We start from the raw sequence: 20,868 nt of genomic DNA, 5'->3' as shown, positions 1-20,868 counted from the left end.
GGAGGTCAGTTTTTTTGTTTTCATGTTTCGGTGTGGTGGAGTTGAGTAAATGAGGCCCTGCCTGCTCCTGCCCGGCCCATTGCTTTCTTCTGGCGGCGCTAGACTGTCTGTCATGCGCCTCATTTCTTTTATTCAGGTGCTGCTGCTGCTGGCGGTCCTGGCCTACCTGACCCTGTTCACGCTGGAGAACCCGGCGCTGGTGCGTCTGCCGCTGCCGTTCGGACGGGGCGAGCTGTCGCTGTCGGTGGGCATGACCGTCACGTTGTTCGCCCTGATCGGGGCGGCCTACACGGCGCTGCTGCTGTTGCCCCCGGTCTGGCAGGAGCGGGTGCGCCGCCGCCGCGAACGCCGGGAACGCCGCGTGGTAGAGGAACGGCTGACCGCCACCCTGCAAGCGCGGCTGGGGGCCATGCCTGCGGCAGTTCTGGTCACCAGTCCTGCGCCCGTTTCAGGCGAGGGGCAGCCTTCATGAAGGCCGTTTCCCCAAGTGCCGTGCCTGCGGCCCGCTGGCTGCTGGCCCCGCCAGCCAGCCGCGAGGAGCTGCTGACCGTCATGCGGCAATGGCGCGTCTCGCCGCCGCTGGCGCAGGTGTTGCATGGGCGCGGCCTGACCCCGGCGCTGCTGGACCCACCGCTGGTCCTGACGCCCAACCCGGCGCTGCGTGAGGCGGCCCGCCGCATCGTGGGCGCGGTGCGCGGCAAGAAGCGCATCCGCATCCACGGCGATTATGATGCCGATGGCGTCAGCGCCACCGCCGTACTGGTGCTGGGGCTGCGGGCGCTGGGCGCGGATGTTCACGGCTTCATTCCCCACCGACTGAACGAGGGCTATGGCGTCCACCCCGATAAGGTGGCCGAGCATGCCGAGAGCTGCGACCTGCTGGTCACGGTGGACTGCGGTGTCAGCAACGTGGACGAGGTGGCCGCCCTGCTTGCACTGGGCACCGAGGTCATTGTCACCGATCACCACACGCCGGGCGATAATTTTCCGGCGGCGCTGGTGGTTCACCCCAACCTGACTGACGGCTATGACCCGGCCCTGCACAACCTGACCGGCGCGGGGGTGGCCTACCACCTGCTATGGGCCATTCATGCCGAGCTGGGGCTGGACGAGCCGAGAGCGCTGTCCGCCCTGGCGACGCTGGGCACCGTGGCAGACGTGGCCCCGTTGATTGGCGAGAACCGTGCGCTGGTGCGTGCTGGGCTGGAAGCGTTGCGGGAGACCGAACTGCCTGGCCTGCGCGCCCTGCTGGATTCCGGGCGGGTTCAGCGCCCCACGGCGCGGGATGTGGCGTTCGTCCTCGCGCCCAGAATCAACGCTGCCGGGCGGCTGGGCGAGGCGGATGTCGCGCTGGAACTGCTGACCACCGCCAGCCGCCACGAGGCCACGCGGCTGGCCGAGTATCTGGAAATCCGCAACGTGGAGCGGCGCAAATTGCAGGACGAGATGTTCGCGCAGGCGCTGCAAATCGCCGATCCCAGCGACCCCGCGCTGGTGGTCACGCACCCGGAGTGGCACGCGGGCGTGATGGGCATCGTGGCCAGCAAGCTGGTGGAGACCTATCACAAGCCCGTGTTCATCGTGGCCCAGGGCAAGGGTTCGGTTCGCAGCACCCCCGGCATTAGCGCGGTGAACGGCCTGACGTACAGCAGGGATTTGCTCAAGCGCTACGGCGGTCACACCGGGGCGGCGGGCTTCTCGCTGGACGAGGCACAGTTCGGGGCCTTCCGCGAGCGTATTCACGCCTATGTGCAGCAGTTTCCCGCCCCTGTGCCGCGCGTGCGGCTGGACGCGGCGCTGCCCACGCTGGGCGCGACGCTGGAACTGGTGGACGGGGCCAGCACCTTCGAGCCGTTCGGCGAGGGCCACCTGCCCCCGCTGTGGCATGTGCGCGACGGGTTGACCGATACGCGGCTGGTGGGCAAGCGCGGCGACAGTCTGCAATTTCGCGTGGGGGCGCTGCGCGGCATCAAATACGGCGAACATGACGCCACGCCGGGAGAACGGGACCTTGCCACCAGACTGGTGGTCAGCGAGTGGCGTGGGCAGACCCGGCTGGAATACCACGCCCAGGCGCTGCGCCCGCCCGCCCAGGTGTCGCTGGACCTTCCCTCTTTCGGCGGAACGGACCTGCCTCGCCTCAACCCCAGGGACGCCATGCAGCGCCTGACTGCCGGGGCGTACGCCTACGCCACCCCAGCCGTGGCCGACTACCTGCGCGACAACGTGCCAGGGGTGCGGCTGGTAGCGGCAGGCGAAGTCTGGTCTGGAAACGAACTGATCCTGTACGCCCTGCCCGCCGAGGACGACTTGCGGTGCTGGCTGCTGACCGGCGGGGCGGTGGCCTTTGCGCTGGGGCCGAAGACCCTGTCTGAACTGGAAGGCGCACTGACCCGCCACCACCTGAGCGCCCCGCCCACCAACCCGCTGGCCGACGCCACGGCGGACGAGGCCCACATGACCCGCGCCGCCGACGCCTACCGCCGCTGGCAGTGGACGCACCATTACCGCACGCTGGACGATGCAGGCTGGACGGCCTCGGTGTACGCGATGCTGGGTCTGGCCCTAACTGTTGAAGGCTTGAATGTGAAGACGGCAGAGCTGGCGCTGGGAGACTGACACCAACGCTGATCAGATCGCCTGCAAGAATGGCCCGATCCGCGTAGATGCGAGAAGGAAACAGACGGAATCCGTGTGGGTTTCAGGACAGGACCGTGACCCGCCCCGCCACCGGGTCCAGCCGCACCTGTGCGCCCAGCGGCAGCGTCAACTGCGGGCTGGTGTGGCCGAAATCCACGTTCGCCACCACGGGCAGGTCCTCGCGCCCAGCCTCATGCAGCACGCGGCGGATCCAACCGTACAGGTCCTGCACCATCTGGGGCGTGTAGCCCCTGGGGCGGGCCAGCATCAGCCCGGCGGCGCGGGTCAGCAGGCCCTGCGCGGCGTAGTTTCTGAGCCAGTACCCCACCTGACTTGGTGTGGGAACATCCTCGCTGGTTTCCAGTGCCAGCACTGCGCCCTCCCACAACCTCGGGGCAGGCCACCCCGGCGTGCCGTTCAGCATGTCCAGCACCTCCAGGCAGCCGCCGATCAGGTGACCCTGCGCGGCTGCGCCGCCCTGAAGCCACTGCCAGCCGTCCCCCGGCGCAAAGGGGCGGCGAATCTCCTGCAAGGTTTCATCCCCCCAATCGCTGAAATGCTGGGTCCACTCCGGGGCGGGGGAGAGGTCAAAGGGCTGGGGTTTGTCCACCAGCGCCCGGCGAATGCCAGCCACGGTGAAGGGATGCATCCCGCCGTTCTCGGCCAGATCAGTCAGCAGGGCGGGGCCGTGGTAGGCCACCACCCCGGCGCGCAGAAAGGCCAGCAGCGTGACCGTGCTGTCGCTGAACCCCAGAAACGGCTTGGGATGGGCACGGATCACGTCCAGATTCAGGAAGGGCAGCAATCTCACGCTGTCGTCGCCGCCGATCATGCTCAGCAGGCCGTCTATGTCGGGATTCTCCAGCGCCCAGTGCAAGTCGTCGGCACGGGCCTGCGGGTGGGCGTACAGATACTCTGGTCCACGCAGGGCGTTCGGTGCGGGCACCACCTCCCAGCCAAACTCATCGGCCACCTGACGCACGCCAGCGCGGTAACGGCCCATCACCTCGGTCACGAAGCCGCTGGACAGGCTCAGGGCCGCAATGCGTGATCCGGGGGGAAGGCGGGCAGGGCGCAGGAAGGTGGGCGACATCGGCTTAGGGTAGAGCAGCCTGCGCCCAGATGCCGCCTGCCAGGGCGTTTAGCTCCAGAAAAACGCTTAGCCTGAGACGCGAATTTCCAGTTCTCCTGCCCCGGCGCGGTCTGCGGCGATGGCCTGCGCCACCTCCTGCGGTGAGATGGAACCCTTGGGGGCCTTGCCCACCTGTGCCCACAGTTCGGTGTCCACGGCGGGGGGCAGGACCAGCGCCACCGTGACGCCGCGCGCCTCCATGCGGGCAATTTCGGCGGCGCGGGCCAGGGCCGCCTTGCTGGCAGCGTACTGCGAGAAGCCGCGCGCCGTGACCAGCTCCGGGCGTGCGCCCAGCAGGTACACCCGCCCGCCCTTGTTCATGCGCCCCAGCCCGTGCTTCAGCACCCACAGCGCCCCAAAGTAGTTGGCATTCCACACCGCGCGCACCTTGCCGGGGTCCGCGTCTTTAAGGGGTTCGGGCATGGCCGCTCCCGCCGCGTAGACCAGCGTGTCCAGTCCCTCCAGCCCATCAAATAGCGCCTTGACGTGGCTTTCATAGCCCAGATCGGCGGCAGTGGAGGCCGCGCCCAGTTCGGCGGCCAGGGCCGAGAGTTTGGCCTCGTCGCGTCCGCTGAGGGTTAAAGTTGCGCCGTCTGCCGCCAGGGCGCGGGCCGTTGCTGCGCCGATACCGCCGGTGGCCCCGAGAATCAGAGTGTTCATACCTCACACTAGCCGAGGGCCGGGGGGCCTGTCGGTACGGGGAAGTACGGATGCGCCGCTCAGGCTGGAGGGGCGAGGACGGCGGCCTGGACCCGGCGTTCCCGCCCGCCCATCCAGGCGCGCAGGTCTGCCAGCCCATCGTCGCTGAGGGCACTGCTGGCGCTGCGGCCCCCCGCGTCCACCGTCCAGCCGCGCTTGTTGGCCTCGTCGGGCAGGCCAAGCAGAAGGTAAGAGCCGGGGGCAAGCGGGACCGTCAGGGTCAGTGTGACCAGATTGGCAAAATGTTCGAGTTCAAAACGCTTTTCCATGCGTTCGGCGCGGGTGTGGTCCGTGCCGGATACGCCGAAATACAGAAAAAACGGCCCCCAGTCGATGGACATCGGTTTCAGTCGCCTGCGCTTCACGCTCAGGCCCTCCACTTTCGTTTCCTGAACGGGAGTCTCTTGCATACCCCATTGTCGGACACTTCTGTGCGCGTGGGGCGGGACGAACGGTTCCGGGTACGTTCGCGGCCCTCAGTCCAGCAGTGGCCACTCCTCCAGCGGCGCATAGAAACCGCCCGGCCCCGGCTTCCGCATCAGGGTGACGGTGTGGGCCATGAAGGCCAGCGGTTTGCCCTCCAGGTCAGCAAATTCGGCCTGCGCCGCCGTCAGCAAACTGGGCAACTCCACGCCCCGCCTGTTCAGGGCCAGCGAGAGGTGAAGCTGAAGCCCCGGCCCCTCGTAGCCAAAGAAACGCGTGGACTGTTGCATCTCTCGCAGGGCGTCCAGAAGCGTCAGATGCAGCCTCACGGCCTCCGCGCTGGCTGCCTCCAGATACAGGGCGGTGCCGTTGCCGAACAGGTGCGGCCCGCCGATAGAGATGGGCAGAGGCGCGTGCCGGGCCACCACCTCACGCAATTTTTCCTGCCAGTCCAGTTCCGGCAGGAGACCGCTGCGGGCCTTGACGGTGATGTGCGGCACGGCGGCGGCGTCCTTCAGGTGGTGGGCCGTGCGGAAGCTCTGGATTCGCGCCTCCAGTTCAGGGGGTGGCAGCACGGCCAGCAGGAAGGAGGGAGCCACCTTCAGGCTAAACGGCGTCCGTCTCGGCCAGCCGCTCCAGCACGCCGGGGTCTTCCAGCGTGCTGGTGTCGCCCTCGATGGCCTTGCCCGCCGCGATCTGGCGCAGGAAACGGCGCATGATCTTGCCGCTGCGGGTCTTGGGCAGCGCGTCGGCGATGTAGATGGCGTCCGGGCGGGCCAGCGCGCCGATCTCGCGGGTCACGTAGGCGCGCAGGGCGGCGGGATCAATGGTCTCATTGCCCTGCGGCAGCACGAAGGCCACCACGCACTCGCCCTTGATGTCGTCGGGGCGGCCCACCACGGCGGCCTCGGAGACGCTGGGATGGGCCACCAATGCGGATTCAATCTCCATCGTGCCCAGGCGGTGGCCCGACACGTTCAGCACGTCGTCCACCCGGCCCATCACGGTGATGTAACCGTCGGCGTCGCGGCGTGCACCGTCCCCGGCAAAATACACATGCGGAATCTCGCCCCAGTAGCTCTTGCGGTAGCGCTCGTCGTCGCCGTAGACCGTCCGCAACATGCTGGGCCAGGGGCGCTTGATGACCAGCAGGCCGCCGTCGTCCGGCCCCAGTTCCTCCCCCGAGCGGGTCATGATGGCGGGTTCGATGCCGTACATCGGCAATCCCGCGCTGCCGGGTTTGGCGGGGTGTGCCCCCGGCAGGGTGGTCAGCATGATGCTGCCGGTTTCGGTCTGCCACCACGTATCAATGACCGGGCAGCGGCCCCCGCCGATCACGCGGGCGTACCACATCCACGCTTCGGGGTTGATCGGCTCGCCCACCGACCCCAGCAGGCGCAGGCTGCTCAGGTCGTATCTACCGGGGATCTCGTCGCCCTGGCGCATCAGCGCGCGGATGGCGGTGGGCGCGGTGTACAGGATGGTCACTCCATGCTTCTGCACGATGTCCCAGAAGCGGCCCCAGTCCGGGTGGTTGGGTGCGCCCTCGTACAGCACCACCGTCGCGCCGTTCAGCAGCGGGCCGTACACGCTGTAGCTGTGGCCCGTCACCCAGCCCACGTCGGCGGTACACCAGAATACGTCGTCGTCTTTCAGGTCAAAGACCGTTTCCATGGTTAGGTAGGTGCTGACCATGTAGCCTCCGGTGGTGTGCAGCACGCCCTTGGGCTTGCCCGTGCTGCCGGAGGTGTACAGCACGAACAGCGGGTGTTCGCTGTCCAGCGCTGCGGCCTCGTGTTCGTCGGAGGCGGCGGCCAGCGCCTCGTTCCACCACACGTCGCGGCCCTCCTGCATAGGGGGGTTGCTGCCCGCGCGGTTGACCACCAGCACGTGTTCCAGGCCGGGGGCCTTTGCGGCAGCGTCGTCCGCGTTGGCTTTCAGGTTCACCAGCCCACCGCGCCGCAGCCCCGCGTCGGCGGTGATCAGCAGCTTGCTCTGGCAGTCGTTGATGCGGTCTGCCAGCGCGGAAACGCTGAAACCCCCGAAGACCACGCTATGCACCGCGCCGATGCGGGCGCAGGCCAGCATGGCAATCGCGGCCTCCGGGATCAGCGGCAGGTACAGGGTCACGCGGTCCCCACTCTGCACATCCAGAGCCAGCAGCGCGTTGGCGGCCCGTTTGACCTCAGAGAGCAACTCCGAATAGGTGAAGGTGCGAACCTCGCCGTCCTCGCCCTCCCAGATAAAGGCGCGCTTGTTCCCCAGGCCGCGCTCCACCTGTCGGTCCAGCGCGTTGTAAGCCAGGTTGGTCTGCCCGCCCACGAACCAGCGCGCGTGCGGCTCCTGCCAGTCCAGCACCTGATCCCAGGGTTTCATCCACGTCAGTTCCCCGGCCACCTCGCTCCAGAAGGCATCCGGGTCATCCAGGCTCTGGCGGTAGCGGCGGTCATATTCCTCGCGCGTGACCTTTGCCTGGGCCGCGAAATCGGCAGGGGGCTGGATCACGCGGGTTTCGTGCAGCACGTTGTCGATGTGATCGCTGGATGTGGGGTGCGTCATGGGAAAACCTCCGGGGCAAAAAAAACGCGGGAACGTGGCCCGGCAGGGCGGGCAATGCTCTGTGGGTTGTGGCTGCCGTCCACTGTAGCGCTGCGTGCCGACTGGGCCGGGAAACTGTCACCGGGACAGGACTGGACCCGGTTTAAGTTGCAGGGGTCAGCGCTTGCTGCGGGCCGCCTGCCGGGAAGCGGCGCGAGAGAGCGTGGGCTGCCGTTGTGCAGACTGAGCAGGTGCGGCCTGAACCTCACCGAACCGCCACTGTGCCCCCAGAAAGGCCGCCAGCGCCAGCACCAGCGCCGAGATGTCCGGGCGCAGCAGCAGGCCCAGCGCCATTGCCAGACCCATCGCCGGAATCGCCAGCAGCGCCATGCGGACCAGCCGCTGGAAGGACGCCTCCGGCAGCGGCCAGTAGCGGGTGTACATCAGGCCCAGCGCGAAGCCCAGCGCGGTCAGAAGCAAACACAGCAGCACGCCGCCGGGCGACAGCGGGTCCGCACCCGGCGTCAAAGCCCGTGAAAGTAACGTGAATGCCAGAAGCACGACATTCAGACCCAGCCAGAAGCGCAACAGCGGCAGCAGGGATGGCCAACGGGGGGTGGGCTGTGATGTCATTTGGTGTTCAAGTCTAGCAGGTGGCCCGGTCCACTCCTGCTGTTCTGGTATCGATAACACGCGCCAGCATGAGGTTTTCTGTGGAAAATGACCTGACTCCAGGCAATTTGTCCCCTGATCAGTAACACTGTGGGACATTAGTAAAAAACAGGTATTGTGTCGCCACGGACAAAACCAAGGATGGGTGAAGCGTCGGTGGTCGGGTTCTGGCCCGTTTGCGCAGGAGACGGCGAGCGTCTGACCCAGCGTGCGGGAACATTCCCCGTTGCCGTCCGTATCCCTGAGGTCCGAACCCGCCCTGCCCCAAGAGGAGAACGACATGACCCAGCCGCCCGGTTCCACGTCTACCGCCCCACCCGGCCCAGCCCACAGCGGCCTGACGGCTGAGCAGCGCCTGGGCTACTGGCGCAGCAACCTGACCCTGACCCTGATTCTGCTGGCCGTGTGGTTCGTGGTCCCTTATCTGCTGGGCATCATCTTCTCTGACAACCTGAACGCCGTCAGGGTGGGGCAGGCCCCGCTGGGCTTCTGGATCGCGCAGCAGGGATCGATCTACGTCTTTATCATCCTGATCGCTATCTACGCCTTCCGCATGAATGCACTGGACCGGGCCACCGGGGTGGACGGCTGATGTCGGTTCAGGTCTGGACCTACATTCTGGTGGCCCTCACCTTCAGCTTGTACATCGGCATCGCCCTGGCCACGCGGGTCCGCGACACCCGCAGCTTCTATATCGCCGGGCAGGGCATTCCGCCATTGTGGAACGGCATGGCCATTGCCGCCGACTGGATGAGCGCGGCCAGTTTCCTGTCGATCACGGGCATCATCGCCTTCAGCGGCTATGACGGCTCGGTGTACCTGATGGGCTGGACCGGCGGTTACGTGTTGCTGGCCCTGCTGATCGCACCTTTCCTGCGCCGTTTCGGCAAATTCACGGTGCCGGACTTCGTGGGGGACCGCTACGGCTCGCAGGCGCTGCGGGCGCTGGCCGCGCTCACCGCCATCCTGATCTCGTTCGTGTACGTGGCCGGGCAGATGCGCGGCGTGGGCGTGGTCTTCAGCCGCTTCCTGAACACCGACATCACCACCGGCGTGGTCATCGGGGTCTTCCTGGTCTTCGTGTACGCCAGCCTGTCGGGCATGAAGGGCATCACTTGGACGCAGGTGTCGCAGTACATCGTGCTGATCCTGGCCTTCATCATTCCTGCCGCCGCCATCAGCCTGCAACTCAGCGGCAACCCGATTCCGCAACTGGGCTTCCTGAACATCGTGGGCGATCTGGACAACCTGCAACGGGAGCTGGGCTTCCCGGCCTACACCGCGCAGAACAAGACCAATCTGGACATCTTTGCCATCACCATGGCCCTGATGGTCGGCACGGCGGGCCTGCCGCACGTCATCACGCGCTTTTACACCACGCCCACCGTGCAGGGCGCGCGCACCAGCGCCATCTGGGCCATCGTCTTCATCTCTATCCTGTACACCACTGTGCCCGCCCTGGCGATCTTCGCCAAGACCAACCTGATCGACAGCCTGGAAAACAAACCCTACGCCAGCGCCCCGGCGTGGTTCAAGAACTGGGAAAAGACCAGTCTGGTGGTCTTCAGCGACAAGAACGGCGACGGCCTGATGCAGTACAGGCCGGGGGCCGCTTTCCTCAAGACCGCGACAGGCGGCAACGACTTCACCAAGCCTGATCCGGCCAACGCCAACGAGCTGTACATCGACAACGATATTCTGGTGCTGGCCACGCCCGAGGTCGCCAACCTCAGCCCCTTCCTGATCGCGCTGGTTGCTGCCGGGGGACTGGCCGCCGCACTCTCCACGGCCTCGGGACTGTTGATTACCGTGTCCGGGGCCGTGGCGCACGACATCTATTACAAGCTGGTCAATCCCAATGCCAGCGAGGGCGCGCGGCTGCTGGCCGGGCGGATCACGGTGGGGGTGGCCGCCATCGCCGCCGGGTATTTCGGCATCAATCCGCCGGGCTTCGTGGCGCAGGTCGTCGCCCTGGCCTTCGGACTGGCCGCCGCGTCCTTTTTCCCGCTGCTGGTGCTGGGCATCTTCGACAAGCGCATGAACTGGCAGGGCGCGATGGCCGGGCTGCTGCTGGGTCTGGGCTTCACGCTGGTCTACATCATCAACTTCACCCCCAGCCTGGGCGGCACGGGCGCGCCCGCCGACCTGTTCTTAGGCATCAGCACCACCGGCATCGGCACGGTGGGCATGATCATCAACTTCGTGGTGGCCTTCGCGGTCAGCCGCCTGACCCCGGCCCCCAGCGCCCAGGTGCAGGAACTGGTGGAAAGCGTGCGCTATCCCTCGGGCACGCTGACCGAAGCGCAGAGCCACTGAGAGTAGAGCCGCCGAGAGTAGAGTCACTGGGCGCAGAATTACTGGACGGAACCACCGAAGGGCAAGGAAAGAGAGGGAGAGTGGGCAGCAATGCCTCCTCTTCCTTCCCCTTTTTTGTGTGCCCTGGGCCGTCAAGTCGGCAGTCGTCCAGCCTGCGGCGCGCATGCTCTACTGCACCGAGTTTATGACCCTGAACGCCACGGCACCTTCTGCACCCCGGCACCTAGCCACCATCGGCCTGCTGGGTTTTTTTGTGCTGGGCCTGATCTACCCGATCCTGGGACCGTCCCTGCCCCGACTGGGAGAGCAGTTCGGCCTGCGGGCCAGCGGCGTGGCCTGGCTGCTCAGCGCGAATTCCCTGGGGGCCTTTTGCGGCGTCATCCTGGTCGGGCTGCTGGCCGGGCGGCAATCCCCGCAGGTGCGCTCCCTGACGGCTGCCGCCGTGGTGGCTGTGGGCTGTCTGGGTCTGGCCTTCGCTCCCGGCTTTGCCCTGGCGCTGCTGGCTGCCGCAACGCTGGGCGTGGGCTTCGGCATGCTGGACCTGACCCTCAACGTCTGGATCTCCGGCAGCTACGGGAAGCGCAGCGCCGCCATGCTCAACCTGCTCAGCGCCAGTTTCGGGGTGGGTGCGGTGCTGGCTCCGCTGGCCGTGGGTCTGGCGGACGGGGACTTTCAGTTGCCTCTGCTGGTCTGCGGCGCACTGGCCGCCGCGCTGCTGCTGGCCCTGCTGGTGCTGCCGACTGGCACGCCCCAAGTGGCCGCCTCGCCTGCCCCGGCCTCCGTTAAGCCGTCTTATCTCCTGCTGGGCGGCTTTATTCTCTTCTTCATGGCTTACGTTGCCGTGGAGGGTGGAGTGGGGGCCTGGGAAGTCACTCACCTGCAAGCCACCCTGGGCCTCGCCACCAGCACGGCGGCCCAGCTCTCGGCCCTGTTCTGGATCAGTTTCACCGTGGGGCGGCTGATCTCCGCACCGCTGGCCCTGCGCGTCCCCCCGGCGCGGCTGGTCACGGCGGCGTTGCTGCTGGCCGCAGGCAGTCTGGCGCTGGCCGCCGTGCCGTCGCTGGCGGTGCTGGCCTACGCCCTGACCGGACTGTTCCTGGCCCCGGTCTTTACCACCGGGCTGGTGTGGATGACCCGCGTGCTGCCGGGCAGCCAGGCCCCCACGCTCGTGTTTGCCGGGGCCTTCCTGGGACCCGTGCTGGCCGCGCCGATGATCGGCACGCTGCGGGACACCTTCGGGCCATCGGCCATTCCGCTGTCGCTGCTGGGCATCACGGTGCTGGCCCTCGCCCTGCTGGCGGGCCTGCGTCTCAAATTGCGGACGTGAGAGTGGGCCAGGATCGTGATCACTTTTTGGGAATTTCAGGTGCGACCTCAGAGCGTGTTTTGAAAGGGTCTTGGGATTTTCTGACTCCCCACCACTGGTGACTTTTTGCTCCTCTCCCCTCTGCGGGGGACTGGTACAGCTCCCACCGCGAGAGGCTGGGAGGGGGAAACGCAAGCGCCATCCAGACGCCCCCTGTTAAGCACGACCCCTGTTAAGCACGAGACGACTTTCAAAACACGGTGTCAGGGGTCCGCCCACCAGCCTTCGCAATCGGCCACCGCCCTCTCTTGACAGCGCTGACCCACGCGGTATATATTCACCTGTGGCCAACCAGGATGGGTTAGGCAGGAGTGAATTGGTAATTCCCAGTTTTCAAAATTAACGCCCAATGACAGGAACGCAGCCGGGGAGGTTGCGAGTCCTGACTGCGCCGTTTCTGACGTTCGCCAACTCCACTTTCCCAGGCTCGATTGCAGTTCGATTCTACAGTACCAAGGGTTACAAAGGTCTTTTTCCGCCCCGAGAAGGCCGTGAGCAATAGACCGCAGGGTGCGTGCGAGGTGTGCATGAGTTTTATCGGTAAAGAGTCCCGCATTGAACGGTTCGGCGAGATCACTGAGGTCATCCCGCTTCCCAACCTGACCGAGATTCAGGTCAACTCCTTCCGCGCGTTTTTGCAGGCGGACCGTGCACCGGACAAGCGCGACAACGTGGGTCTCCAGAGCGCCTTCAAGGAAGTCTTCCCCATCGACGAAACCGAGAAGGGCCGCAGCACGGGCCTGGTGCTGGATTACCTGGAATACCGCCTGGGTGACCCGCCTTACACCCCCGAGGAGTGCCGCGAGAAGGACCTGACCTATCAGGCCCCGATGTACGCCAAGCTGCAACTGATCCACAAGGACAGCGGTCTGATCAAGGAAGACCAGGTGTTCCTGGGCGATCTGCCCCTGATGACCGGCGACGGCTCGTTCGTCATCAACGGCGCAGACCGCGTGGTGATCTCGCAGATCCACCGCAGCCCCGGCGTGTACTTCACGTCCAGCTACAAGGGCATCAAGAAGCTGTACACCGGCGCGATCATCCCCATGCCCAAGCGCGGTCCCTGGATCGAGCTGGAAGTCGTGGGCGGCGTGATGGAAATGAAGGTCAACAAGCGCAAGTTCCCCGTGGCGATGCTGCTGCGCGTGCTGGGCTATGACGACGCGAGCCTGAAGGCGCTGTTCAGCGAATTCGACACCAACCCCGAACCTGCCGAGGACAAGAGTGCAGGCATGGGTGCGGATGAGGCCCTGCTGCGTCTGTTCACGGTGTTGCGTCCGGGCGACCCGCCCAAGCGCGACAAGGCCACCCAGTACCTCTACGGTCTGCTGGCCGATCCCCGCCGCTACGATCTGGGCAAGCCGGGCCGTTTCAAGATGAACCGCAAGCTGGGGCTGGACCGTCAGGAGTACACCCTGCTGACCTTCGCGGACGGCAAGTTCAGCGACGCCGGACTGGTGGACACCATTCGCTACCTGATGGCGCTGCACCACGGCCACGCCACCGTCTCCATGATGGGGCCGGAAGGCAAGATGCACGACGTTCCCGTGGGCGAGGACGACATCGATCACCTGGGCAACCGCCGCGTGCGCACTGTGGGCGAACTGCTGGCCGATCAGCTCCGTGTGGGCATGGGCCGCATGGCGCGTGGTGTGCGTGAGCGCATGCTGCTGGGCAACCCCGACGCCGCCACCCCCACCAAGCTGGTCAACAACCGCCCCATCGTGGCGGCCATGCGCGAGTTCTTCGGACGCAGCCAACTGTCACAGTTCAAGGACCAGACCAACCCACTGTCGGATTTGCGCCACAAGCGCCGCATCTCCGCGCTGGGGCCAGGCGGGTTGACGCGTGAGCGCGCGGGCTTCGACGTGCGCGACGTTCACCGCACGCACTACGGGCGCATCTGCCCGATCGAAACGCCGGAAGGCGCCAACATCGGCCTGATCTCCTCGCTGGCCTCGTATGCCAAGGTCAACCCGCTGGGCTTTATCGAGGCTCCGTACCGCCGCGTGAAAGACGGCAACGTCAGCGAGACGGTGGAGTACATGACCGCCGACATCGAGGACCGGTACACGGTGGCGCAGGCCAACAGTCCGCTGAACGCCGACAACACCTTTGCCGACGAGCGCGTGCTGGCCCGCCGCAAGGGCGATCCCCTCTGGTACACGCCCGACGAAGTCGACTACATGGACGTGTCGCCCAAGCAGATCGTCAGTATCAACACCTCGCTGATTCCCTTCCTGGAGCACGACGACGCCAACCGCGCCCTCATGGGTTCCAACATGCAGTCGCAGGCGGTGCCCCTCGTGCGCGCCGACAGCCCCGCCGTGGGCACGGGCGTCGAGCGCCGCGTCGTCACCGATTCCGGTACCAGCGTCGTCAGCGACGTGACGGGCCGCGTGACCTACGTGGACGCCCGCGCCATCCAGATCACGCTGGCCGAGGACTCTGCCGCCGCCGGCATGGTCACAGGCAATGTCCGTACCTTTGAGCTGGTGCGTTTCACCCGCAGCAACCAGGGCACCAACCTCGATCAGCACCCGATTGTCAGCCTGGGCGACGAGATCAAGGCCGGACAGGTCATCGCCGACGGCCCGGCCAGTGACCGGGGCCGCCTGGCGCTGGGACAGAACATCACCATCGCGATCATGCCCTTCGACGGCTACAACTTCGAGGATGCCATCTGCATCAACGAGGGTCTGATCCGCAAGGACTTCTACACCTCCGTCCATATCGAGAAGGACGAGGTCGACGCCCGTGATACCAAGCTGGGGCCAGAGAAGATCACGCGCGACATCCCCGGTCTGTCCGAGGCTGCCCTGCGCGACCTCGACGAGGACGGCATCGTGCGTGTGGGTGCTGAAGTCAAGCCCGGCGACATTCTGGTGGGCAAGACCTCGTTCAAGGGCGAGTCCGAACCCACCCCGGAAGAACGTCTGCTGCGCTCGATCTTCGGCGAGAAGGCCCGTGAAGTGAAGGACACCTCGCTGCGCGTGCAGTCCGGTCAGGGCGGCATCGTCGTCAAGACCGTGCGCTTCCGCCGCGGCGACGAGGGCGTGGACCTCAAGCCCGGCGTGCGCGAGATGGTCCGCGTGTACGTGGCCCAGAAGCGTCAGTTGCAGGTGGGCGATAAGGTCGCCAACCGCCACGGCAACAAGGGCGTCGTGTCCAAGATCATGGCCCCCGAGGACATGCCCTACCTGGAAGACGGCACCCCCGTCGATCTGGTGTTCAACCCGCTGGGCGTGCCCTCGCGCATGAACCTGGGCCAGATTCTGGAAACGCACCTGGGCGAAGTCGCGCGCCTGACGGGTCAGAAGTTCGAGACCCCGGTGTTCGACTCGGTCACGGAAGCCACCATCAAGGAAATGCTGGAAGTCGCTGCCGCCGAGAGGTTGCAGGCCCGCAAGGACGACGGCTTCGAGCTGGACAAGCGCGAGCAGGAAGTGCTGGACCGCGCCGGGAAACTGGGCGTCATCAACAAGGCCAGCGTCGATTACGAGGCCGCGCAGATGAGTCTGGCCCGCACCGGCAAGAGCATCCTGTTCGATGGACGCAGCGGCGAGCCGATCAGCGGCCCCGTCGTGGTGGGCACCATGTATGTCATGAAGCTCTACCACATGGTGGAAGACAAGCTGCACGCCCGCTCCACCGGCCCCTACAGCCTGATCACCCAGCAGCCGCTGGGCGGTAAGGCGCAGTTCGGCGGCCAGCGCTTCGGCGAGATGGAAGTGTGGGCGCTCGAAGCTTACGGCGCGGCGCACACCCTCCAGGAAATGCTGACCATCAAGTCCGACGACATCGACGGACGCGACGCCGCGTACCAGAGCATCGTCAAGGGCGAGGAAGTCTCGGGCAGCACCATCCCCGAATCCTTCAAGGTGCTGGTCAAGGAACTCCACTCGCTGGGCCTGAACGTGGAAGTGCTGGACGCCGGGGACCGCCCGGTGGACATCTTCGAAGGGATGATGCCCAAGCGCTGAGCGCTGTCAAACTGAGCGCTGTCAACAGATTCAAAGGTCTGACCGTCAAAAAGCCCAATACTTCAAGCCTTTTGCGGTTAGACCGTCCGGTAGTCCAACGGTCTAACAAAACTCCAGAGGAGTTTCAATGAAAGATTTCAGCAAAGTCCGTATCGCCATTGCCAGCCCGGAAAAAGTCCGTGAGTGGAGTTTTGGCGAGGTTGAAAAGCCCGAAACCATCAATTACCGCACCCTGAAGCCCGAGCGCGAGGGCCTGTTCGACGAGCGCATCTTCGGGCCACAGAAGGACTACGAGTGCGCCTGCGGCAAGTACAAGCGCCAGCGTTACGAGGGCAAGGTCTGCGAGCGCTGCGGTGTGGAAGTCACGTCCAGCAAGGTGCGCCGTTACCGCATGGGCCACATCGATCTGGCGACGCCTGCCGCGCACATCTGGTACGTCAAGGACAGCCCCAGCAAGATCGGCACGCTGCTGGACCTGAGCGCCGGGCAACTGGAAAAGGTGCTGTACTTTTCCTCCTTCCTGGTGACCGATCCCCGCAACGCCCAGAAGGACGGACGGCCCCTCAAGCGCGGCGAACTGCTGACCGACGACGAGTACCGCGAACTGCGCTTCGGGCGGCAGGAAACCTACACCATCCCCAACGGTCAGGAAACCGTCGTGGGTGACGGCGAGTACGTCACGCGCGGCCAGACCCTGGGCGGTAACGTGGTCGCCAAGATGGACGGTCTGGCCCAGTACCGCTTCCCCCGCCGCGCCGAGATCGCCTACCGCGAGGAAGTGGAAGCCACCCTGCCCCTGCCGAGCGACGTGCTGGTGGATCAGGAAACCTTCCGCGCCGGGGAAATCCTGGCCGAGCTGGAAGCTGACGTGAGCATCACCGCCCCCGTCGCCGGAACTGCGTTCCTGAGCGAGATGGGCGAGGATTCCGTGATGGTGGTCATCCGCGAAAGCGTGGATGCCGCCCCTGCCGAGCAGGACGAGAATGGCGAGGACATCGAAGTCGAAACGCCGCTGGGCGAAGTCCTGGCCCGCATCTATGTGCCGCAGGGCATGGAAGTTGCGGTGGCACACGGCGAGATTATTGACGCTGGAGCGGAACTGGCCTCGGCCAAATCCGGCCAGCGCCTGCGCGTCAGCCGCGACAGCCGCCTGAGCGCCGTCAAGCTGCCCAAGAAGGGTGACCCCACCGTCACCGCCCACTGGACCCGCCGCGCCGAGTACCCGATCAACCCCACCATGCACGTTCTGGTCGGCGACGGCAGCGATGTCGAGGCCGGTCAGCGCGTTGTGGGAGCCATCGACACCGCCGAGGAAATCACCGCCGAGGCCAACGGCACCATCACGCTGCACGCCCCCGCCAGTGTCATCGTGTCCAAGGCCAAGGTCTACCCCTACGAGGACGAACCCCTCGTGGTGATTGGGGACCGCGTGGAACCCGGCGATGAGCTGGCCGACGGCGGTAACCTGCGCTCCGAAATCTCGGGCCGCATCGAGATCGACTTGGTCCGCAAGCAGGTGCGCGTGATCGAGTCCTACGATTTCGAGGCCAAGATGGGCGCCGAGGCCGTCAAGGAACTTCTCGACGATATCGATCTGGACGTGCTGGAAGCCGAGCTGAACGAGGCGATGAAGGACTCCTCGCGCCACAAGCGGGCCAAGTCGCGCAAGCGTCTGGAAGTCACGCGCGCCTTCAAGCGCAGCGGCAACCACCCCTCGTGGATGATCCTCAACACCGTTCCGGTCATGCCACCCGATCTGCGCCCGATGGTGCAGGTGGACGGCGGACGCTTCGCCACGTCGGATCTGAATGACCTCTACCGCCGCCTGATCAACCGCAACAACCGCCTCAAGAAGCTGATCGGCCAGGGTGCGCCCGACATGATCATCCGCAACGAGAAGCGCATGTTGCAGGAAGCCGTGGACGCCCTGATCGACAACGGACGGCGCGGCAGCCCCGTGACCAACCCCGGTAGTGACCGCAGCCTGCGCTCGCTGACCGATTTGCTGGGCGGCAAGCAGGGGCGCTTCCGCCAGAACCTGCTGGGCAAGCGCGTGGACTACTCCGGGCGCTCGGTGATCGTCGTCGGCCCGCAGCTCAAGCTGCACCAGTGCGGTGTGCCCAAGCGCATGGCCCTGGAACTGTTCAAGCCGTTCCTGTTTAAAGTGCTGGAAGAGAAGGGCGAGGTCACCAACATCAAGCAGGCCCGCAAGATGCTCGAGCGCTACCGCGACACCCGCGACAGCGTATGGGACGCACTGGAAGAGGTGATTGAGGACAAGGTCGTGCTGCTCAACCGCGCGCCCACCCTGCACCGCCTGGGCATTCAGGCCTTCGAGCCGATCCTGGTGGAAGGCCAGTCCATCCAGCTTCACCCCCTCGTCTGTGAAGCCTTCAACGCCGACTTCGACGGTGACCAGATGGCGATTCACGTCCCGCTGAGCGCCCAGGCGCAGGCCGAAGCCCGCATTCAGATGCTGGCCTCGCACAACCTGCTCTCGCCCGCCAACGGCGAGCCGAACGTCAAGCCCAGCCGCGACATCATCCTCGGCATCTTCACGCTGACCCAGCTCCGGCACGACAACCTGGGTGCAGGCACGGACTTCACCGACGAGAACGCCGCCTTGCAGGCACTGGAAGCCGAGACGGTCAGCCTCAACAGCCCGATCACGGTACGTGGCGTGGCCACCAGCCCGGGCCGCCTGAAGTACAACTTCTCCAGCCCCGACGAGGCCATCATGGCCGTCGAGCGCGGCGGCCTTGACTATCAGGATCACGTCCGCATCCGCCTGAACGGCACCATCTACGAGACCAGCGCCGGACGCGTGATGTTCCGCCGTCTGGTGCAGGAAGCGCTGGGTACCCAGGCCGCGTTGGTGGACACCCTGGTCAACCTGGACACCGCGTACGAGAAGGATCACCTCAAGGACATGGTGATGGCCTGCTTCAAGCACCTCGGGATCGAGGCCACCGCTGGACTGCTGGACGCCCTCAAGGACAGCGGCTTCAAGCTGTCCACCTCTTCCGGCATCACCATCGGCATCGACGACGTCGTGATTCCGCCCAGCAAGGGCGAGATCCTGGCCCGCGCCGAGGAGCAGGTCGCGGAAATTGAGCAGAACTACGAGTTCGGCTTCATGACCAACGAGGAGCGCTACAAGCAGGTGGTGCAGCTCTGGAACGAGACCAAGGATGAGGTCAAGAACGCCATGTTCGACAACTTCAGCCAGAACTACCCGTTCAACCCGCTGTGGATCATGAGCCAGTCCGGCGCGCGTGGTAACGCCCAGCAGATCACTCAGCTCGCTGGTATGCGCGGCCTGATGGCCCGCCCCGACGGATCGACGATTGAGGTGCCGATCAAGGCCAGCTTCCGCGAGGGCCTGACCGTGCTGGAATACTTCATCAGTACGCACGGCGCGCGTAAGGGCGGGGCCGATACGGCTCTGCGCACCGCCGACTCCGGCTACCTGACCCGCAAACTGGTGGACGTGGCCCATGAAGTCGTGGTGCGCGACGTGGACTGCGGAACCACCGACTACAGCACCATCAGCCTGGGCGCAACCGACGAGCGTAGCGGCGAGTGGCGCGCCCGCAAGGCCAGCGAGATCGAGACCAGCATCTATGGCCGCACCCTGACGGCAGACATCGAACTGTCCGACGGCAGCACCATCCGCGAAGGCGAGATGCTGTCGCTGGAGCATGTCAAGGCGATTACCAAGGATGCCAAGATTCTGCTGGACATCTTCGTCCGCACCCCGCTGAACTGCCGGGTCAAGAGCGGCGTGTGCCAGAAGTGCTACGGCTACGATCTGTCGCAGGCCAAGCCGGTCAGCATGGGCGAGGCCGTGGGCGTCGTGGCCGCCGAATCCATCGGTGAACCCGGCACGCAGCTCACCATGCGCACCTTCCACACTGGCGGCGTTGCCGGCAGCGGCGGCGGTGACATCACGATGGGTCTGCCCCGCGTGATCGAGCTGTTCGAGGCTCGCAAGCCCAAGGTTCCGGCCCTGATCGCCGATACCACTGGCGTCATCCACATCACCGAGGAAGACGAGCGCTACCTGATCAAGGTGGAGGCCGACGACGCCCAGTTCAGCGGCAAGCTGCATAAGGTCTCGCGCGCCACCCGCCTGCTGCCCGAAATCAAGGACGGCTCGCACGTCGAGGCCGGTCAGCAACTGACGCGCGGGGCCGTCAATCCCCACGATCTGCTGGAGTACAAGGACAACGAGTCCGCCCAGAAGTATCTGGTGGATGAAGTGCAGCGCGTGTACCGCAGTCAAGGTGTGAAGGTCCACGACAAGCACATCGAAGTGATCATTCGCCAGATGCTGCGCTACGTGGAAATCGTGGACGGTGGCAGCACCGATCTGCTGGAAGGCCAGACCGTCGAGCGCTGGGAAGTGGACGGGGCCAACAACGCCCTGCCCGAGGACGCCACGCCGTCGAGCTGGAAGCCCGTCCTGCTGGGCATCACCAAGAGCAGCCTGACCACCAAGAGCTGGCTGAGCGCGGCGTCGTTCCAGCACACCACCCACGTCCTGACTGAGGCCAGCATGAAGGGCCAGGTCGATGATCTGATCGGCCTGAAGGAAAACGTCATCCTGGGCAAGCTGATTCCCGCTGGCACGGGTCTGCTGACCGTACGCGACATGCAGGTGGCCGATGACCGCACGCTGGAGAAGTACGGTGAGAGCAACAACAGCAGCGACTCCGTCACCGGGGACCGCAGCTATGACGACACCCGCCCAGGTGTGGTCAACGAGAACGTGACCTACACTAACTGAGCGCGGAAGCTTCAAGCTGAATCGCTGAGAGGTTAAACGAAAGCCCCCACCTGGGAACGGGTGGGGGTGTTCTTGTTGTGTGCCTTCGTTGTCCCCAACACTAGAGCATTTGTCACAAAAGAAGTCTCGGATGTGCGTGCTTGAACCAAGCTCGGATTTCCATGGACTGGATTCCTTGAAGTGCCCTCCCAATGCTGGAGATGACCTCCGAAATGGTGCGCGGTGCTGCACCGCGCACCAGAGCTTTGAGTTTGGAGAACAGCAGTTCAATCGGGTTGAAATCCGGGCTGTAGGGCGAGAGATACAGCAA

The 20,868-nt window shown here is 65.4% G+C and carries 13 protein-coding genes and 1 pseudogene; 7 read left to right on the top strand and 7 right to left on the bottom strand.

Annotation, left to right across the window (positions count from 1 at the left end):
- Positions 1–112 precede the first annotated feature (112 nt).
- On the top strand, positions 113–472 hold the full coding sequence (locus tag Q319_RS0105715; protein WP_029481104.1) for a lipopolysaccharide assembly protein LapA domain-containing protein: 360 nt from the start codon (positions 113–115) through the stop codon (positions 470–472).
- Positions 469–2,619, top strand: a complete 2,151-nt coding sequence (locus Q319_RS0105710; RefSeq protein ID WP_029481103.1) for a single-stranded-DNA-specific exonuclease RecJ — start codon at positions 469–471, stop codon at positions 2,617–2,619. Before Q319_RS0105715 ends, Q319_RS0105710 begins: the two co-directional genes overlap by 4 nt.
- An 82-nt stretch (positions 2,620–2,701) precedes the next feature.
- Here Q319_RS0105710 and Q319_RS0105705 read toward each other — a convergent pair whose 3' ends face one another.
- The 6 genes from Q319_RS0105705 to Q319_RS25380 all read right to left on the bottom strand — a co-directional run bounded on the left by Q319_RS0105705 (position 2,702) and on the right by Q319_RS25380 (position 8,065).
- Entirely contained in the window at positions 2,702–3,733 is a 1,032-nt protein-coding gene (locus Q319_RS0105705; protein ID WP_029481101.1) for a S66 family peptidase, read from the bottom strand.
- Positions 3,734–3,799: 66 nt separating this feature from the next.
- On the bottom strand, positions 3,800–4,432 hold the full coding sequence (locus Q319_RS0105700) for an SDR family NAD(P)-dependent oxidoreductase (protein WP_029481099.1): 633 nt from the start codon (positions 4,430–4,432) through the stop codon (positions 3,800–3,802).
- 59 nt (positions 4,433–4,491) lie between these two features.
- Positions 4,492–4,881, bottom strand: a complete 390-nt coding sequence (locus Q319_RS0105695; protein ID WP_029481098.1) for a hypothetical protein — start codon at positions 4,879–4,881, stop codon at positions 4,492–4,494.
- A gap of 66 nt (positions 4,882–4,947) precedes the next feature.
- Positions 4,948–5,493, bottom strand: coding sequence for a 2'-5' RNA ligase family protein (locus Q319_RS0105690; protein WP_029481097.1), 546 nt, complete (start codon positions 5,491–5,493; stop codon positions 4,948–4,950).
- 7 nt (positions 5,494–5,500) lie between these two features.
- Entirely contained in the window at positions 5,501–7,453 is a 1,953-nt protein-coding gene (acs, locus tag Q319_RS0105685) for an acetate--CoA ligase (protein ID WP_029481096.1), read from the bottom strand.
- 156 nt (positions 7,454–7,609) lie between these two features.
- Entirely contained in the window at positions 7,610–8,065 is a 456-nt protein-coding gene (locus Q319_RS25380; RefSeq protein ID WP_051655141.1) for a hypothetical protein, read from the bottom strand.
- 319 nt (positions 8,066–8,384) lie between these two features.
- Between Q319_RS25380 and Q319_RS0105675 the strand changes: the two genes are divergently transcribed.
- From Q319_RS0105675 to Q319_RS0105655, 5 genes are all read left to right on the top strand, one after another.
- Positions 8,385–8,696: a DUF4212 domain-containing protein gene (locus tag Q319_RS0105675; protein ID WP_156039188.1), complete on the top strand. Its 312-nt coding sequence runs from the start codon at positions 8,385–8,387 to the stop codon at positions 8,694–8,696.
- Positions 8,696–10,420 (top strand): sodium:solute symporter family protein, encoded by a 1,725-nt coding sequence (locus tag Q319_RS0105670; protein WP_029481093.1) that lies wholly within the window; start codon positions 8,696–8,698, stop codon positions 10,418–10,420. The genes Q319_RS0105675 and Q319_RS0105670 overlap by 1 nt, the downstream gene beginning before the upstream one ends.
- Before the next feature lie 118 nt (positions 10,421–10,538).
- Entirely contained in the window at positions 10,539–11,747 is a 1,209-nt protein-coding gene (locus Q319_RS0105665) for an MFS transporter (protein WP_245618991.1), read from the top strand.
- A 566-nt stretch (positions 11,748–12,313) separates the two neighbouring features.
- Positions 12,314–15,769, top strand: a complete 3,456-nt coding sequence (gene rpoB / locus Q319_RS0105660) for a DNA-directed RNA polymerase subunit beta (RefSeq protein WP_029481091.1) — start codon at positions 12,314–12,316, stop codon at positions 15,767–15,769.
- A gap of 127 nt (positions 15,770–15,896) precedes the next feature.
- Positions 15,897–20,558, top strand: a complete 4,662-nt coding sequence (locus tag Q319_RS0105655) for a DNA-directed RNA polymerase subunit beta' (protein ID WP_029481090.1) — start codon at positions 15,897–15,899, stop codon at positions 20,556–20,558.
- A 213-nt stretch (positions 20,559–20,771) separates the two neighbouring features.
- Here Q319_RS0105655 and Q319_RS29080 read toward each other — a convergent pair.
- Positions 20,772–20,868 (bottom strand): annotated as a pseudogene (locus Q319_RS29080) (IS630 family transposase); the annotation flags it as partial.

The organism is Deinococcus marmoris DSM 12784 (assembly GCF_000701405.1).
GTDB lineage: Bacteria > Deinococcota > Deinococci > Deinococcales > Deinococcaceae > Deinococcus > Deinococcus marmoris.
The sequence above is the reverse complement of the archived record's forward strand: the minus strand, read 5'-3'. Positions and strand labels throughout refer to the sequence as shown.

What these genes read in the sequence shown, in the direction of transcription:
- Q319_RS0105655 (WP_029481090.1), top strand. Translation starts at nt 15,897, where the DNA reads ATGAAAGATTTCAGCAAAGTCCGTATCGCCATTGCCAGCCCGGAAAAA.
- rpoB (WP_029481091.1), top strand. Translation starts at nt 12,314, where the DNA reads ATGAGTTTTATCGGTAAAGAGTCCCGCATTGAACGGTTCGGCGAGATC.
- Q319_RS0105700 (WP_029481099.1), bottom strand. Translation starts at nt 4,432, where the DNA reads ATGAACACTCTGATTCTCGGGGCCACCGGCGGTATCGGCGCAGCAACG.
- Q319_RS0105675 (WP_156039188.1), top strand. Translation starts at nt 8,385, where the DNA reads ATGACCCAGCCGCCCGGTTCCACGTCTACCGCCCCACCCGGCCCAGCC.
- Q319_RS0105695 (WP_029481098.1), bottom strand. Translation starts at nt 4,881, where the DNA reads ATGCAAGAGACTCCCGTTCAGGAAACGAAAGTGGAGGGCCTGAGCGTG.
- Q319_RS0105670 (WP_029481093.1), top strand. Translation starts at nt 8,696, where the DNA reads ATGTCGGTTCAGGTCTGGACCTACATTCTGGTGGCCCTCACCTTCAGC.
- Q319_RS25380 (WP_051655141.1), bottom strand. Translation starts at nt 8,065, where the DNA reads ATGACATCACAGCCCACCCCCCGTTGGCCATCCCTGCTGCCGCTGTTG.
- Q319_RS0105710 (WP_029481103.1), top strand. Translation starts at nt 469, where the DNA reads ATGAAGGCCGTTTCCCCAAGTGCCGTGCCTGCGGCCCGCTGGCTGCTG.
- acs (WP_029481096.1), bottom strand. Translation starts at nt 7,453, where the DNA reads ATGACGCACCCCACATCCAGCGATCACATCGACAACGTGCTGCACGAA.
- Q319_RS0105705 (WP_029481101.1), bottom strand. Translation starts at nt 3,733, where the DNA reads ATGTCGCCCACCTTCCTGCGCCCTGCCCGCCTTCCCCCCGGATCACGC.
- Q319_RS0105715 (WP_029481104.1), top strand. Translation starts at nt 113, where the DNA reads ATGCGCCTCATTTCTTTTATTCAGGTGCTGCTGCTGCTGGCGGTCCTG.